Origin of the sequence: Lonsdalea britannica (genome assembly GCF_002111595.1) — a bacterium.
GTDB lineage: Bacteria > Pseudomonadota > Gammaproteobacteria > Enterobacterales > Enterobacteriaceae > Lonsdalea > Lonsdalea britannica.
Genome location: NZ_LUTN01000016.1, coordinates 14,467 through 30,657 on the forward strand (window position 1 = coordinate 14,467; position 16,191 = coordinate 30,657).

Sequence of the window (16,191 nt, forward strand, 5' to 3'; positions counted from 1 at the left end):
TCGGGGACACGTGGCGTCCCCTGTCATTATGATTATTTATCTTGATGTGACCGACCGGAGCCGGTCACGAGAGTCAGAGCATCAGGACTTGATGAAAGGACGGGCCAGCAGACCGATAGGACCGCTGTTGAACCAGCGCTGATTGTTGCGGCTGCGTTTGTCACGGCCCAGAGACTGGGTCAGACGGTCAAGGATGATGGCCAGAATGACGATCCCAACGCCGCCGATGGCAGCCTGACCCATATCGAGTCGGCCGATACCGCGCAGTACCATCTGTCCCAGACCGCCGACGGCGATCATGGAGGCGATAACCACCATCGACAGCGCCAGCATTAGCGTTTGGTTGACACCGGCCATAATGGTCGGCATCGCCAGCGGCAGCTGAACTTTAAACAGCATCTGACGCGGGCTGGCGCCGAACGACTCAGCGGCTTCCAGCAGGTCAGCGGGAACCTGTCGAATTCCGAGAATGGTCAGACGGACTATTGGCGGCAGCGCAAAGATAATGGTCACGACCACGCCCGGTACGTTTCCGATCCCGAACAACATGACGATCGGCACCAGATAGACGAACGCAGGCGTTGTCTGCATCGCATCCAGCAGAGGTCGGATAATCTTCGCGGCCCGTTCGCTGCGCGCCAGCCAAATCCCCATGGGAAGGCCGATCAGGACGCAGAAGAACAGGGCGGTCAACACCAGAGACAGCGTCACCATCGCCTGAGACCAAGCGCCGATAGCGCCGATCAAGATTAGGGAAATAAACGCCGCCATCCCCATGCCGAAGCTAGAGACCTGCCAGGCCAGCAGAGAGAACACGATGATGGCGACCGGAGCAGGCATCCCCATCAGCAGCTGCTGGAAAGCGTTGAGGATAATATCGACCGGCACGCGCACGCCCTGAAACACCGGGCGGAAGTGCACCACCAGCCAGTCGATGCCGCGCGTCACCCAGCTATCCAGCGGGATCAGGGTATGCTTGAACGGATCGAGCAGGCTAAAGTGCTCAGGTTCCGGCGCCGGCGCGCTGCTTAGCCAGTCGGTGCTCCCGGCGGGAACGTCGGTGCCACCAGCGGGTGGAGCGGCGTTGCCCCAGGCGTCAGCGCCGCCGCCATCAGTCGGGGCGGGGGCTGCGCCCCAAGGATCGGCCTGCGGCGCAGCGGCCGGTTGCTGCGCGGCTTGTTCAGCGGTTGTGGTGGTTTCCCACGGATTAGTCGCATCAGTCATTCAGAGAGCCCTCTTTATCCAGTGCCTGCAGCAGCATCCCTTTGGAGATGATGCCCATGTACTCATTGTTTTCACCGACGACCGGTATGGCGCAGGGAGCCTGCGCCACGAGGGAAATCAGCTCGTTGAGCGGCATGTCGGCGGGAACCGGAGACGGTTCGGACAGTAACGCCTGGTCAAGCGGCAGTTGCTTCTTGTGGGCCTCTTTCAGCGATTCGATAGAGACGATACCGATGAATTTTTGGCCTCGTTCCAGCACATAGCCGAACTCCCGATCCTCTTCCTGCAAAATGGCCAGCGCAGAACGCGGCCCCACGCCGGGAGATTTACGGATGATGGCGACCGGACGGCGGCGCGCGATATCTTTGGCGCTGAACACCTGACTGATGTCGACGCCGCGGAAGAAGGTGCGCACGTAGTCGTTGGCCGGATTGTTCAGAATTTCATCCGGCGTGCCGACCTGAATCACTTCACCATTGCGCATGATGGCGATACGGTCGCCGATACGCATGGCCTCGTCGAGGTCATGGGAAATGAACACGATGGTGCGCTGTTGGCGAGACTGCAGCTTGACCAGTTCATCCTGCATTTCGGTACGAATCAGGGGGTCGAGTGCCGAGAACGCTTCATCCATTAGCAGGATGTCCGGGTCGTTAGCCAGTGCGCGAGCCAAGCCCACACGTTGACGCATCCCGCCGGACAGCTCGTCAGGGTAGGAGGCCGCATAGGCTTCCAGTCCGACCTGTTGCAGGGCGTCTTGCGCTTTCTGCTCCCGTTCTGCTTTGGGGATACCCGCCAGATCCATACCGAACGCGGTATTGTCGAGGATGTTCAGATGGGGCATCAGCGCGAACGACTGAAACACCATACTGATCTTTTTGCGGCGAACTTCACGCAGGGCGCTGTCCGAGATTCGGGCGATATCTTCGCCGTCGATCAGCACCTGACCGCGCGTGGGTTCTATCAGACGATTGAGAAGGCGTACTAGCGTGGATTTTCCTGACCCGGATAATCCCATGATGACAAATATCTCGCCTTCTTCAATGGCCAGATTGGCGTTTTCGACACCGACCGTGAGTCCGGTCTTTTCAAACACCTGATCTTTATTCAAGCCCTTGTCCATCAGCTTGAATGCACGGTCAGGATGTTCGCCAAATATTTTGTAGAGATTTTTTACTTCAAGTTTAATTGCCATGAAATTGGTTAGTTCCTATAGTGACGATATTGCTTTGATGTTATGCGCTATAGATCTGCCCTGGTAACGATAAAACAGCCGTATACCCTACCATAATAATAATTTGAGACAACCCCTGAGGTCGGATTGAGTAATTTCTCCTCCTTGTTATTTTCGGTTTTTTAGCTGTTTTTATACCGGAAAATATCGTCATTAAATATCTGAAATTCAAAATCATTAACAATATTAAACAAATAAAAATACTATTAAAATCATGGTGTTGAATGGATTCAGTAAAAATTATTGATGATGATTTTAAATATATTTTCTCTTCCTGAATTTTGGTGGTTTCCAATATTTATCCCTGTGCAAATAAATAGGGCGTTGGCGCATGATTTTCGATGAAAAAAAGGGCTGTAAGCTGAAGGCGTTAGTCCTGGTTTTGCTAAAATAACCAGGGGGTATAGGGAGGGGGTCCGCACGGAATGTTGCCTTGCTCCGGCGGACGGTAAATGAGGGGATCTTTCTGGGGTGGATAATATTCCTCAAAAGAAACGGATATATTTCGCATTTTTTCCCGAGATACAAGGCATTATTTTGCCCACGATCCCCTTCCACCGCGATGTATTTTGAGTCCCTGACTGTTGCGCGAAAACCCCGTCTTACGTCAGGGTTTTCATCCCATCACGGCCCCCATGAAAGGCGCATTCAGCGTCAGGAAAAAGACGCCATATTGCCCCCGTTAGCGCGATGCGTGATGACGTTTCGAGACTCCCGGCATGTTCATGACGACAGTTTCAGCGACGATGGTCCTTTGGACATCGCTCTTAACAGCCGTGATTCTCCGCATGCTGTAGGTGGGCTTCTCTTTACTCCGCCTGTGGCGCTTGCATTGTGTCTCTCATCTCTCATCTCTCATCTCTCATATCTCATCTCTCATCTTCCGTTCTCCTCCGTGCCGATCATGGGACCGAATCCTCCCGTTGCGCCACCCCTATGCGGTCTTTGTACGACGTCTTCGATAACCGGGTTTTAACGGGGAGAAACGTTAACGTTCCGGCCGATATATCCAGACGCACGAGAATAATGAGCGGAGTAAAAATGTATAAACAGGTAATAGCAAAATGAATGATGCTAAATAATATTCTTTTTCGATGAATGAAATAGCTCATGAAAAATACTAAATAAGTCATTTTAAATTGAATGCAAATTGAAACAGTAAAATAGAAATTAATATATGAGTATCTATTGAAAAATAAAGTGATGTATACATATTTTCATGATGCTAATCTCTGCACCGCTTTTAATTTAAGAGCGCAAGTATAAGCAATATTTATTGCAGTAACACGTCGGAGAATCAAGGAGAAGGATATGTCCAAACAGAAACTAACGTCGCTTGCGGCTATGAGCCTGAGTATTATTCTATCGAGCAGTTTCAACTTAGCCAAGGCCGAAAATGGTCCAGCACTAGCGACAGTACAGCAATCTGCTGATTATCCTTTATGGTGGAAGGAAGCCGTTTTTTATCAGATATATCCGCGTTCTTTCAAGGACACCAATGGAGATGGTATCGGGGATATTCAAGGTATTATTGACAAGTTGGATTATTTGAAAGGATTGGGTATCAATGCTATTTGGGTTACACCCCATTATGATTCACCCAATACTGATAGCGGTTATGACATTCGTGATTATAAAAACATCATGAGTGAATATGGAACGATGGACGATTTCAACCGCTTAATGGCTGAAATGAAAAAACGCGATATGCGTTTGATGATTGATGTGGTGATTAATCATACCAGCGATCAAAATGAGTGGTTTAAGGAAAGTCGCTCGTCGAAAAATAATCCCTATCGAGATTTTTATATCTGGCAGGACGGTAAAAACGGCGGAGCGCCAAACAATTATCACTCTTTCTTTGGCGGCTCGGCATGGGAAAAAGATGCTAAGACCGATCAATATTATCTCCATTACTTCAGCAAGCATCAGCCTGATCTGAATTGGGACAACCCGAAAGTCCGCCATGAATTGTATGACATCGTCCGGTTTTGGCTGGATAAAGGGGTCGCTGGCCTGCGTTTCGACACGGTCGGCACCTACTCCAAGTTCCCCGGATTCCCCGATCTGACGCCTCAAGAACTCGCCGCCTATGCGGTGACCTACACGCAGGGGCCGAACCTGCATGCCTATATCCATGAGATTTACACTGAGGTCTTGTCTCACTACCCCGATATCGTGACGGCGGGTGAAGTGTTCGGCGTACCACTCAAACAGGTGCCTCTGTATGTCGATCAACGTCGGGAAGAGCTGGACATGGTCTTCACTTTCGACCTGATCCTGCTGTATCGCCACATGGCTGAGAAGTGGCGCTATCGCGATTGGACGCTGAGCGAATTTAAACAGGTGGTGCAAAACATGAATAATGTCGCGGGTGATTATGGATGGAACGCGTTCTTCCTGGGAAATCATGATAACCCTCGCGCGGTGTCTGCCTTTGGCGATGACCGTCCGGAGTGGCGTAGCAAGTCCGCACGGGCTCTGGCGACGCTGCAGATGACGCAGCGCGCGACGCCCTTTATCTATCAGGGGGAAGAGCTGGGCATGACCAACTATCCCTTCAAGTCGATTTCAGAGTATGACGATCTTGAAATCAAGGGTTTCTGGCAAGACTATGTCGAGACTGGCAAGGTCAAGGCCGACTGGTTTTTGGAAAATGCGAAAAAGACGACCCGGGATAATGCCCGGACGCCGTTCCAATGGGATGCGCAGCAAAATGCCGGTTTCACTACGGGTACGCCGTGGCTGAAGGTCAATCCCAACTATAAGGTCATCAATGCGGCAAATGAGGTCGCGCATGATGATTCCATCTATCACTATTACCAACAGTTGATCGCGCTGCGCCATCGAACGCCTGCGCTGACCTACGGCCAATACACGGACCTGGCGCCGAAAAATGAGGATATTTATGCCTACACCCGAATCACCAAAGACGCGAAGTATCTGGTGGTGATCAACTTCAAAGAAAAGGTGATCAATTACCCCTTGCCGCAGTCGCTCACCATTGATAAAGCGCTGATTGAAAGCGGTGCGAAAGCCGCGCCTGCGCACAATGCGTCCTCTCTCACTCTCCAACCGTGGCAGTCTGGGATCTACCAGCTGAACTGATTGAACGATACCTGAGTTCGGAAAATACTTTCCGATGCTGTGCAGATTTTCCCGTGATGTCCTCTGTCGGGTCGCGCAGCGAGCGAAAATGACGTGATGACCCGCTTCTACGCGGTCATCACGTCAGCGGTCGTTCGAGCCTGCCAATCGGCATAGGCGGTACCCCCCGTTATTTTCATCCCTTTTTAACGTCAATCGGGCTATTAAAGCACCGAGAAGAGGAATGATTTTTTGGGGTAAAAAAAGCAGGTATGAATTAACGGTAAATAAGTGTAACGAAATGAACGGAAACGCACGGGTTATTTTAAATGTGGATGTAATGGTGGGTAAATAATATTAACGAAATGTGCTTTTTATCGTATCGATGGTTTTTTTATAGTCGTCGTAAATTCCGTGATTAGTGACATCATTATGTAAATAAAAACGGTAAAAATATTTTTTCACCGTGATCTATTGGTGACGATAAAGTTGCCGTTATGCGTTTTAAACTTCTCATGGTGCGGATTTAAATATGAGCGGCATGACTTTACTGGTTGATTTTGATTGTTTTTGTTTTAACTCTGCAGACCATTTATTTCCAATAATCACCAAAAAGAACATTTTTATATTTAATGATAATACGGCGAGTGATTTTCAAGGGGGAATATGAATATGAGGCTATTACACGTTAAGGAATGTTTTTTGAGGTATTTTTCATGAATTGATTAATTCATGGGTATAGGCTTTTACGGTATTAATTCAATATTAAAGTGATGTGTGCTTATTTTCATGGTGCTATTCTCGACCTCGCTGTTTTTACATGCCCTCTCCCTAAAATCAGAAATAAAAACTGTGTTTTTCTTATTGTTTAAAGCAAGGAAAAAAAGGATATGAATAAACTGAGATTGGCATCGCTGATTGCGATAAGTCTAGGTATTGCCCTGTGCGGGAATGTCCCTCAGGTTCAGGCGGAGCTGCGGAAGCGACGTCTCCTCATGGCCCCGTTATTCAACGTTCTGACGACTACCCGGTCTGGTGGAAGCAGGCGGTCTTTTACGAGGTCTATCTCCGCTCGTTCAACGATGGCAACGGAGATGGTATCGGTGATTTCAACGGCTTGATTGAGAAGCTGGATTATTTGCACAACCTTGGCATCGACGCCATCTGGATCACGCCGCATTACGACTCCCCGAATCAAGACAGCGGCTACGACGTCCGCGACTATAAAAAAGTCATGGCAGACTTCGGTACGATGGAAGATTTCGACCGGCTTGTCGCTGAAATGAAAAAACGCAATATGCGCCTGATGATCGATATTGTGTTTAACCACACCAGTGATGAACACCCGTGGTTCCTGAAAAGCAAAGAATCGACCAATAACCCTTATCGCAGCTACTACTTCTGGCGTGAAGGCAAAAACGGCGGCGCCCCCAATAACTACCCATCGATATTCAGCGGTCCGGCGTGGGAAAAAGAGGCCAAGACCGACGAGTACTATCTTCACTACTTTAGCGTACATCAGCCGGATCTCGACTGGAGCAACCCACAGGTGAGAAAAGAGCTGTATGACGTCATGGAGTTCTGGCTGTCGAAAGGGGTCTCCGGCCTGCGATTCGACTCCATCAACACTATCTCCAAACATCCGGGATTTCCGGATCTGAATCAGCAGCAGCTGGGGCACGCCGCTGCGACTTATGGCGACGGACCGAATGTTCACCGTTATCTCAAAGACATGAACGACCACGTTCTGTCACATCATAAAGATATGGCGTTCGCCGCCGAAGCCTTCGCGGTGCCGCAAGAGTCGCTGAAGGATTACGTCGACCAGCGACGCCACGAAATGGATCTGGCATTCACGTTCGAGTCGGTGTTGTTCTATCGCTATCCGGGCGAAAAATGGCATTACAAAGGTTGGACGTTGCCGCAGTTGAAAGAAGTGGTGAAACATGCAAACGAATCCGGCGGCGAGTACGGCTGGCTGGCGTTCTTCCTTGGGAGTCATGATAACCCGCGCGTCGTTTCCACTATCGGCGACGACCGTCCGGAATGGCGTGAACGCTCCGCGAAAGCGCTGGGTACGCTGCTGCTGACGCAGCATGCCACGCCGTTTATCTACCAGGGCGACGAGCTTGGGATGATCAATGCGCCGTTCAAGTCCATCGACGACTATAACGACATTCAAACCAAAGCGTTCTACAAGAACCTGGTTCTGGGTGGAAAAGTGAAGGAAGACGACTTCCTGAATAACGTCCGCATCACCTCGCGTGAACAAGGCAGAACGCCGATGCAGTGGAGCGCCGAGAAAAACGCGGGCTTCACGACCGGTACGCCTTGGTACACGGTGAACCCGACGTATAAAGAGATCAATGCGGCGAGCGAAGTGGGCAATCCGAACTCGGTCTACAACTACTACCGTGAAATGATCGCGTTGCGTCACCGCATCCCGGCGCTGGTCTACGGTCAATACGCGGATCTGGACTCGCAGAATCCCGACGTCTTCGCGTATACACGCACGATGAAGGGCGATCGTTATCTGGTGGTGATCAACTTCAAAGAACATCCGATCGATTACACGTTGCCGGATCATCTGGCGATAGGCGAAACGTTGCTCGAAAGCGGTGAAAAGGCCAAACCTGCAGACAATGCCACCGTGCTTAATCTGCAACCGTGGCAGACGGGGATCTACAAACTGAAATAACCCACGCTGCTGGCGCACTCGCGCCATTTCACACCTCACATCCCGCTTTGGCCGGGATGTTTTTGTTTGGGGAACAGAAGGCGGGCCCATGTGATGCGACATGTTTATTCCAGTCCGGGCATCGAGAGAGGGCGGAGCGGATAAGCTGGGTTGCGTTCATGACGCGCCAGAAAACGATAACAACCCGCGCCCAGCGCCGCGCCGATAAACCAGTTGAAATTAGCCAGCGCATGCCACGACGGCACAAAACCAATAAAAAGACCGATGGCGACCGCGGGGATCAGCGCCAGAATCGCGTTGGGATTGAAACCGCGGCGATACCAGTAGCGCCCCTGCGGGGTTGCGTTGAACAGATCGTCGACGTGTACCTTCCCGCCTTTGATCAGATAGAAATCCGCCAGCAAGATCCCAAACAGCGGGCCGATGAAGGCCGCCAGGACGTCCAGCGTGTAGTGGATCAGTTCGGGGGATTGAAAGAGGTTCCAGGGCGTCAGCAGGATCGATCCTACGGCGGCGATCATCCCCCCCGCGCGGAAGCTGATCCGCTGTGGCGAACAGTTGGAGAAGTCGAAGGCTGGCGACACGAAGTTCGCCACAATGTTGATACCAATCGTCGCGATAATCATGGTCAGCAGGCCCAGCGCGACGGCAACGCCGCTGCCGATGTGGCTCACGGTTTCGATCGGATCGGTGATCATCTTGCCGAAGAGCGACTGCGTGCCGGAAACGATCACCACCGTCACGATGGAGAACAGCAGGAAGTTGACCGGCAGCCCCCAGAAGTTGCCGCGGCGCACCTCGCGGATGCTTTTGCCGTACCGGGAAAAGTCGCCGAAGTTCAGCAGCGGTCCGGAGAAATAGGACACCACCAGCGCGATGGCGGTGATCATCTGCCACAGCTGCTCGCTCGCGCTCAACGATTGGCTGGACAGCGTGAAGGAAATGCCGTCCCAACCGGTTTGGTAAACAATCCACCCGGCCAGCCCCAGCATCACCGCATAGACCGCGGGACCGGCGAAATCGATAAACCGCTTAATAGCGGACATGCCGTGCCAGAACACCATCGCCTGCAGCAGCCACAGTATGCCGAAGCAGATCCAGCCGAGCGCCGACAGGCCCAGCCAATGACGTTCGGTCAGCGGGATCAGCGAGGGGTAGAACTTCAGCAGCGCCAACATCAGCGCGTTGGCGGCGAGGTAAGTCTGAATGCCATACCACGCGAAGGCGATTAGTCCACGGATCACCGCCGGGATGTTCGCACCGAAAACCCCGAAAGCCTGACGGCAAATCACGGCATAGGGAACACCGCTCATCTGGCTGGGTTTGGCGATCAAATTGGCGCACAGCTGGACGATGCCGATACCGGCCAGCAGACAGATGAGCACCTGCCAGCTGGCCAGCCCCAGCGTAAAGAAACTGGCCGCGACAACGTAGCCGCCCATACTGTGGACGTCGGACATCCAGAAAGAAAAAATGTTATACCAGGACCAGTTCTGCGACCGCACCGGCGCGAGATCCTCGTTGCATAACCTGGGGCTGTAGTCTGTCCGCATAGCGCGGTTTGACGAGGCATTTTGTGGCATGGAATCTGCTCCTTTTGATAACCGAACGTCAACGTCACTCGATGGTGTATACGAAAGGGGTTTTGCAGGATTCAGGCCATGATCTATTTTTTGTATACAATAAATGATGATTGCGGTGTACGATTTAGCGATGACATGTTGATGGGATAACGTGATGAACTATACCTATGGTCTTGAAGAGGCAGCGCTTTCTAAGCAAAAGGACGAAGTGATTTATCACGCGCTGCTGAATGCGATTGTGGAACACCAGCTGCTGCCGGGCACCAAATTACCTGAAGAAGCATTGGCTGAGGTCTTCGGCGTTAGCCGAACGGGGATCCGCAAAGTGCTACAGCGTCTTGCCGCGGTGCAAATGATCACTCTCGCGCCCAAGCGTGGTGCACAGGTCGCCACGCCCTCGGTAGAAGAGGCGCAGCAGATCTTCCGTACCCGCAGTCTGTTGGAGTGCGCCAACCTGCCGCAGGTGGTGGCGCACTGCCAGCCGAGCCACTGCGCAGCGTTGGAAAAGGGCGTGCAGGCGGAAGACAAAGCTCATCAGGATCAGAACGGCGCGGAGGCGATCCGCCTGTCTGCCGCGTTTCATATTCAGCTACAGGCTATCTCCGGCAATGCGGTATTAACCGGCATGGTGTCTCAGCTCACGCTGCGATCGTCGCTGGTGATCGCCGCCTACGGCGCGCCGTGGCAGCAGGGGTGTCGCTGTCACGATCATCAGCGCTTGATTGCTCTGTTGCGCGAGAAAAACACGGCGGCGCTGACGTCCGCCATGCAGCAGCATTTCGACGATATCACCGCCAATCTGCGATTTGATCGCGACGATAGCGTAACGCCGGACTTTTCCCGCCTGTTCGCCCACCTTCATGGACAGGAGCCAGCATGAGCCGCTGTGTGATTCAGGTCATCAACCCGAACACCAGCCGGGAAATGACGGCGACCATCGGTGCCGCGGCCCGGCGAGTGGCGCACGCAGATACCGACATCCGGGCCGTGTGCGCGTCTCACGGCGCGCCGTCGATAGAAGGGCATGTCGATGAAGCCATCGCGGCCCTTGGCGTGCTGGAGCAAATCCAACAAGGAAAATCGCAGGGCGTGCAGGGGCATGTCATCGCCTGTTTTGGCGATCCGGGACTGCTGGCGGCACGCGAGCTGGCCGACGCGCCGGTGGTTGGCATTGCCGAAGCCGCGATGCATATGGCGACGCTGGTGGCGACGCGTTTCTCCATTGTGACGACGCTCCCGCGGACGTTAATCATCGCGCGACACCTACTGCACCAGTATGGCTTTGAACGCCACTGCGCCGCGCTGCATGCGATCGATCTTCCGGTGCTGGCGCTAGAGGACGTACAGGGCGTGGCGCAACAGAAGGTGCGGGAACAGTGTATACAATCGAAGCAACAGGATGGATCCGGCGCGATTGTGCTGGGCTGCGGGGGGATGGCGGATCTGGCCGTTGAATTGACGCGTGAGTTGGGGATCCCGGTGATCGACGGCGTCAGCGCTGCGGTCAAACTGATTGAATCGCTGGTGGGAATGGGACTGACTACCAGCAAACACGGCGATCTCGACTATCCGCTGCCCAAACCGTTGACCGGCCCGTTCAGCCCGCTGCGCTGACATCGGTTGTATCTTCTCAGCAATAAAAAAGAGACACATCATGAAGACGTTAACGCAGACGTTGGGGGAAGGGCGGGACTACCCGCGCGATCTTATCGGTTACGCGGGCCAGCCGCCGCACGCCCAATGGCCGGGACGTGCGCGTATCGCGGTGCAGTTTGTCCTCAACTATGAGGAAGGCGCGGAGAATAACGTGCTGCACGGCGACGCGGGTTCCGAGCAATTTCTGTCTGACATCATCGGCGCGGCCAGTTACCCGGACCGCCATATGTCGATGGACTCGTTATATGAGTACGGCTCACGCGCGGGTTTTTGGCGGATCCATGCAGAGTTCCAGCGTCGCGGCCTGCCGCTGACGGTGTTCGGCGTGGCGATGGCGCTGGCGCGTAACCCGGCCGTCGTGGCGGCGATCACGGCGGCGGACTACGACGTGGTGTGCCACGGTTGGCGCTGGATCCACTATCAGGACACGCCAGTGGCGGTTGAACGCCAGCATATGGCGCAGGCCGTGGAGACGATGACGGCGCTGTTTGGCCGAGCGCCGTTGGGCTGGTATACCGGTCGCGACAGCCCGAATACGCGTCGGCTGGTGGTCGAACTCGGCGGTTTCCAGTATGACAGCGACTATTATGGCGACGACCTACCGTTCTGGATGCCCGTGGTGGGGAAAGAAGGGGTTGCGCAGCCGCACCTGATCATCCCTTATACGCTGGAGGCCAACGACATGCGTTTCGCCTCGCCGCAGGGGTTTAACTGCGGTGACCAGTTCTTTACCTACCTGAAAGACAGTTTTGATGTGTTATACGAAGAAGGGGAAACGGCGCCGAAGATGATGTCGATCGGCATGCACTGTCGGCTGCTGGGACGGCCGGGTCGCTTCCGCGCGTTGCAGCGTTTCCTCGACTACGTACAGCAGCACGACCGGGTGTGGATTTGCCGTCGTCAGGACATCGCCGACCACTGGCGTCAGCACCATCCTTATCCAGGCTGACGCATTCAAGATGAACGAAAAAAGGCCGCCAAGTCGCGGCCTGTCTTCCTCAGACCTATCCGTTACGCCATCAGACTGACGTGGGCGGCCACGATGCGCCACCCCTGTTCGGTTCTGATCCAGGTTTGCATCTGGCGACCAACCTTCTCTGAATGCTCTCGACGAAACTCGGTGCTGGCGACGGCCATGTCCCGGCCGTAGCTGGTGATCACCGTATTCTGCAACTGGCGGTCGAGTCCGGCCGAGGGACGGGCGGCGCGAAACGCCCGGATCTGCTCAATGCCGTATAGGTTCTCGGACGCGCCGTAGCGGACGGTGCGCGCATCGTGCCAGAACAGGGCGTCAAGTGCTTCGACGTCGTTGCCGGTCAACGCTTTTTCGTAGCGGGCGAACGCGGCGGCGACCTCTTCCAGCACGTCGGGCAGATTGATGTCGTTGAGCTGCAACATAGCGGGTTCCTGGCGTATCAGGGCTGTAAGGGGATGACAGAGTGCGTAATGCCTTGCTGCTCCAGGCGTCGGGCAGCGCGTAGCGCAATGTCTTCGCGCCACGGCGCGGCAATCAGTTGGACGCCGATAGGCAGCCCGGAGTCGGTGAGCAGCGGCACGGTCACCACCGGCAGCCCGACGAACGAAATCGGCTGCGTCAGCATGCCCATGCTGGCGCGAATGGGCAGATCCGCGCCGTTAATGCGCATGGTTTCCTGACCAATCGGCGTCGCCGAACAGGGCGTAGCGGGGGCGATCAACAGGTCGGTGTGCTCGAACAGTGACAGGACCTCCTGCCGGAAGTAGTCGCGAAAACGCTGTGCCTGTACGTACCACGCCGCCGGGATCATGGCGCCGGCCAGCAGGCGTTCGCGCGAATGCGGCTCGAACTGCTCCGGCAAGCTCCGCAACGCGGGCAGGTATTGATTCCCGCCTTCGCTGGCGGAGATCAGGAAGGCGGCGGTGCGGGCCAGCGCGGCATCGTCGATCAACACATTCTCATTGGCTCCCAGCGTGCGTGCGACCCGCAGTACGGCGGTTTTCGCGTGTTCGTCGCACCAGTCGGCGAAATAACCTGCCAGAATCTTGGTGCGCAGCGGCGGCGTATCATCATTCAGCGTGGCCGAGCAGTCCAATGACGAGTGCGGCGTTTGAAAACGATCGTGGGCATCGATGCCTTGCAGCAGGTCGAAGACCTGAGCCAGATCCTTCGTGTTGCGCGCCATCGGGCCGATGTGATCGAGGCTGGCGACGAAAGGCTGCGTGCCGCGACGGGACAGGCGGCCAAAGGTCGGTTTGAGGCCGAAAATGCCGCACAGCGACGAAGGGACGCGAATAGAGCCGTTGGTGTCGCTGCCGAGCGCGAAGGTCACCAGCCCGGCCGCAACCGCGGCGGCGGAACCGCCGGAAGAGCCGCCCGCAATCCGCGTCAGGTCATGCGGGTTGCGGGTTGCGCCATAGTGGGTGTTCTCCGTCGTAAAGCCGTAGGCGTAGGCGTCCATATTTACCATCCCCGACAGCAGCGCGCCTTGAGCGCTCAGTCGACCGACGGCGTAGGCATCCTGCGTGGCGGGTGGGCGCTGGCTAAACAGTTTCGCTCCCGCCAGCGTGGTTTCGCCTGCCACATCGAACAGATTTTTGACCGCGTACGGCACGCCGGTCAGCACGGGCAGCGGGCAGCCGTCGCGGCGTTGTCGGTCGAGCTGCGCGGCCTCTTCCAACATGCGCGTCTCGGTGACGCGGGTATAGGCGTTGAGCTGGGGGTTACGCTGCGCAATGCGCGCCAGCGTCTGCTGGGCGATGTCTTGCGCGGACAGTTCGCCGCTTTCTTGCAGCGCCTGAAGTTCATCAATGGAATAGCTGCCGGGGTGACGCATCGTACTCATAGCTGATAGACCCCCGCGACTTCCTGACGCTCGTCCAGTGGAAAGGCCATCAGCGGCTGCGCCATCTCGGCGATGCGGCTGAACTGTCGCTGTAGTTCCTGGCGGCGGGCCGGATCTAACTCCAGCGCCAGCAACGTTTCCATCTGCCGCAGATAGTCGGCCAGCGCGGCGTCATCACGTTTTATCTCGCTCATGTTTCCCTCTGTGATTCTCTTGGTCGCGGTCTTATTGATTTAAAAGCCTAGGGCGCTGCCGTTGCTGCGCGGGTCGAACGCGCCTTCGAGCATACCGTTAGTATGGCGCACGATGGCGCCGGCGTGTCCGACGCTCTCGCTGAAGTCGGGCAGCATCTCCACTTCGTGGCCCAGCCCGCGTAGCGTGTCGACGGTGGCGGCCGTGAAGCGGTCCTCCAGTTTCAGGCTATCGGAGGTTTGTCCCCAGGTGCGACCCAGTAGCCAGCGCGGCGCGGCGATGGCCTGCTGGAGCGGCAGCCCCTGCACGATGTGGCGGATAAACAACGCCGCCTGAGTTTGCGGCTGGCCGTCGCCGCCCATCGATCCGTAGACCATCGTCCGCCCGTCGGACAGCCGTGCGGCGGCGGGATTCAGGGTGTGAAACGGCTGTTTGCCCGGTTCCAGCGCCAATAGATGGTGTGGATCGAGGCTGAACGAGGCTCCCCGGTTCTGCCAGACGATGCCGGTCTCCGGCAGCACGACGCCGCTGCCGAATTCGTGATAGATGCTCTGAATAAAGGAAACCGACAGTCCGTTGCCGTCGCACACGCCCATCCAAACGGTGTCGCCGGGGCCTTTCCCTTCTCCCCACGGCGCGGCGGCATCGATATTCACGCGGGCGCTCAATGCCTCCAGCGCATCGGCGCTGAGCAAAGCGGGGATATCTTGCGTGACGAGTCTGGGATCGGTGATGAAGGCATCGCGCAGTTCGAACGCGAGCTTGGTGGCTTCGACGACGCGATGGATCGTTTGCGCATCGTTAAGATCGGCCATATCGAGGCGGTCGGCGATCCCGAGGATCGCCAATGACACCAGCCCTTGCGTCGGCGGCGCCAGATTGAAGATCTCGCCCTGACTGTGGGCCAGCCTCAGGGGGGCGACGCGTTTAGCGCGATAGTTCGCCAGATCGTCTCGGGTCACCGGCATCCCTACCTGGGTCATGGCCGCCGCCAAGCTATCGGCCAGCGGGCCGCGATAAAAACTGTCCAGACCGTCTTGCGTCAGCTGCCTGAGCGTGCGGGCGAGGTCGGGCTGAGTGAAGCGGCTGCCGGGGGAAGGGGGCGTGCCGTCCGGCAAGAAGACGCGGCGAAATTCGGCCTGGGCGCTGAGAGCCTCAAAGTGCTGCGTGAGCGCGTCCGACTGCGAGGGCGTGACCGGAATACCGCGTTCGGCGTAGCGGATCGCATCGGCCAGCAGCCGCTTCAGCGGCAGCGATTTTCCGCCCAGCTCGGCGGCGTAGCGCAGCGCTTCCTGCCATCCGCCGACGGTGCCCGCCACGGTGATGGCGGCTTTGGGACCGCGATGAGGGATACGCTCCATACCGTCGTACATCGCGCGGTCGGCCAGCGAGCCTGCCGGTCCGCTGGCGTCAATGGCAATAGGGTCGCCCTGCGGCGGCACGATCAGCCAGAAACCGTCGCCGCCCAGACTGTTCATGTGCGGATAGACGACGGCGATGGTAGACGCGGCGGCGACCATTGCTTCGATCGCATTGCCGCCCTCCCGCAGCACCGCCTGCGCGGAGGCGCTGGCGAGGTGGTGAGGCGTCACCGCCATACCGGCTGGCGCAATATTACTGTGCATCATAAAAAAGATTCCCAACGCTAGGGGCAAGACTCCGGCGGGCAACGCTGGCGAGTCATCAATCTAAGGC

General features: G+C 55.9%; 12 protein-coding genes. 5 read left to right on the plus strand and 7 right to left on the minus strand.

Annotation, left to right across the window (positions count from 1 at the left end; all coding sequences use genetic code 11):
• Positions 1-81: 81 nt before the first annotated feature.
• Both proW and proV read right to left on the minus strand, forming a co-directional pair.
• A complete protein-coding gene (proW, locus tag AU509_RS13265; protein ID WP_085653424.1) occupies positions 82-1,224 on the minus strand; it encodes a glycine betaine/L-proline ABC transporter permease ProW in 1,143 nt (380 codons plus the stop codon).
• Complete coding sequence (proV, locus tag AU509_RS13270) at positions 1,217-2,419, minus strand: glycine betaine/L-proline ABC transporter ATP-binding protein ProV (protein ID WP_085653423.1); 1,203 nt, start codon at positions 2,417-2,419, stop codon at positions 1,217-1,219. Before proV ends, proW begins: the two co-directional genes overlap by 8 nt.
• A gap of 1,350 nt (positions 2,420-3,769) precedes the next feature.
• On the opposite strand from proV, the gene AU509_RS13275 reads away from it, so the two are divergent.
• Both AU509_RS13275 and AU509_RS13280 read left to right on the plus strand, forming a co-directional pair.
• Complete coding sequence (locus tag AU509_RS13275) at positions 3,770-5,566, plus strand: glycoside hydrolase family 13 protein (protein ID WP_094118553.1); 1,797 nt, start codon at positions 3,770-3,772, stop codon at positions 5,564-5,566.
• A 922-nt stretch (positions 5,567-6,488) separates the two neighbouring features.
• Positions 6,489-8,243, plus strand: coding sequence for a glycoside hydrolase family 13 protein (locus AU509_RS13280; RefSeq protein WP_254901585.1), 1,755 nt, complete (start codon positions 6,489-6,491; stop codon positions 8,241-8,243).
• Between the two features lie 104 nt (positions 8,244-8,347).
• Here AU509_RS13280 and AU509_RS13285 read toward each other — a convergent pair whose 3' ends face one another.
• Positions 8,348-9,826 carry an NCS1 family nucleobase:cation symporter-1 gene (locus AU509_RS13285; protein WP_085653047.1) on the minus strand — a complete coding sequence of 493 codons (1,479 nt, stop codon included), beginning with the start codon at positions 9,824-9,826 and terminating at the stop codon, positions 8,348-8,350.
• 154 nt (positions 9,827-9,980) lie between these two features.
• Between AU509_RS13285 and AU509_RS13290 the strand changes: the two genes are divergently transcribed.
• The 3 genes from AU509_RS13290 to puuE are packed head-to-tail and all read left to right on the plus strand — an operon-like array spanning position 9,981 to position 12,431.
• Complete coding sequence (locus AU509_RS13290; RefSeq protein WP_094118555.1) at positions 9,981-10,706, plus strand: GntR family transcriptional regulator; 726 nt, start codon at positions 9,981-9,983, stop codon at positions 10,704-10,706.
• Positions 10,703-11,440, plus strand: coding sequence for an aspartate/glutamate racemase family protein (locus tag AU509_RS13295; protein WP_094118556.1), 738 nt, complete (start codon positions 10,703-10,705; stop codon positions 11,438-11,440). The genes AU509_RS13290 and AU509_RS13295 overlap by 4 nt, the downstream gene beginning before the upstream one ends.
• A gap of 40 nt (positions 11,441-11,480) precedes the next feature.
• Positions 11,481-12,431 carry an allantoinase PuuE gene (gene puuE, locus AU509_RS13300; protein ID WP_094118557.1) on the plus strand — a complete coding sequence of 317 codons (951 nt, stop codon included), beginning with the start codon at positions 11,481-11,483 and terminating at the stop codon, positions 12,429-12,431.
• A 62-nt stretch (positions 12,432-12,493) separates the two neighbouring features.
• Here the strand turns inward: puuE and hpxZ are convergent, their stop codons facing one another.
• Genes hpxZ through AU509_RS13320 form a run of 4 tightly spaced genes read right to left on the minus strand, consistent with a single transcriptional unit; the run spans position 12,494 to position 16,124 of the window.
• Positions 12,494-12,880: an oxalurate catabolism protein HpxZ gene (gene hpxZ, locus AU509_RS13305; protein WP_094118558.1), complete on the minus strand. Its 387-nt coding sequence runs from the start codon at positions 12,878-12,880 to the stop codon at positions 12,494-12,496.
• A gap of 17 nt (positions 12,881-12,897) precedes the next feature.
• Positions 12,898-14,304 carry an AtzE family amidohydrolase gene (locus tag AU509_RS13310; RefSeq protein WP_100053531.1) on the minus strand — a complete coding sequence of 469 codons (1,407 nt, stop codon included), beginning with the start codon at positions 14,302-14,304 and terminating at the stop codon, positions 12,898-12,900.
• Positions 14,301-14,498 (minus strand): oxalurate catabolism protein HpxX, encoded by a 198-nt coding sequence (gene hpxX / locus AU509_RS13315; RefSeq protein ID WP_094118559.1) that lies wholly within the window; start codon positions 14,496-14,498, stop codon positions 14,301-14,303. Before hpxX ends, AU509_RS13310 begins: the two co-directional genes overlap by 4 nt.
• A gap of 39 nt (positions 14,499-14,537) precedes the next feature.
• On the minus strand, positions 14,538-16,124 hold the full coding sequence (locus AU509_RS13320) for a gamma-glutamyltransferase family protein (RefSeq protein WP_094118560.1): 1,587 nt from the start codon (positions 16,122-16,124) through the stop codon (positions 14,538-14,540).
• Between the last annotated feature and the right edge of the window lie 67 nt (positions 16,125-16,191).

Coding starts and splice junctions, on each gene's coding strand:
- AU509_RS13320 (WP_094118560.1), bottom strand. CDS start 16,124: ATGATGCACAGTAATATTGCGCCAGCCGGTATGGCGGTGACGCCTCAC.
- AU509_RS13285 (WP_085653047.1), bottom strand. CDS start 9,826: ATGCCACAAAATGCCTCGTCAAACCGCGCTATGCGGACAGACTACAGC.
- AU509_RS13275 (WP_094118553.1), top strand. CDS start 3,770: ATGTCCAAACAGAAACTAACGTCGCTTGCGGCTATGAGCCTGAGTATT.
- proW (WP_085653424.1), bottom strand. CDS start 1,224: ATGACTGATGCGACTAATCCGTGGGAAACCACCACAACCGCTGAACAA.
- proV (WP_085653423.1), bottom strand. CDS start 2,419: ATGGCAATTAAACTTGAAGTAAAAAATCTCTACAAAATATTTGGCGAA.
- AU509_RS13290 (WP_094118555.1), top strand. CDS start 9,981: ATGAACTATACCTATGGTCTTGAAGAGGCAGCGCTTTCTAAGCAAAAG.
- puuE (WP_094118557.1), top strand. CDS start 11,481: ATGAAGACGTTAACGCAGACGTTGGGGGAAGGGCGGGACTACCCGCGC.
- hpxZ (WP_094118558.1), bottom strand. CDS start 12,880: ATGTTGCAGCTCAACGACATCAATCTGCCCGACGTGCTGGAAGAGGTC.
- AU509_RS13295 (WP_094118556.1), top strand. CDS start 10,703: ATGAGCCGCTGTGTGATTCAGGTCATCAACCCGAACACCAGCCGGGAA.
- hpxX (WP_094118559.1), bottom strand. CDS start 14,498: ATGAGCGAGATAAAACGTGATGACGCCGCGCTGGCCGACTATCTGCGG.
- AU509_RS13310 (WP_100053531.1), bottom strand. CDS start 14,304: ATGAGTACGATGCGTCACCCCGGCAGCTATTCCATTGATGAACTTCAG.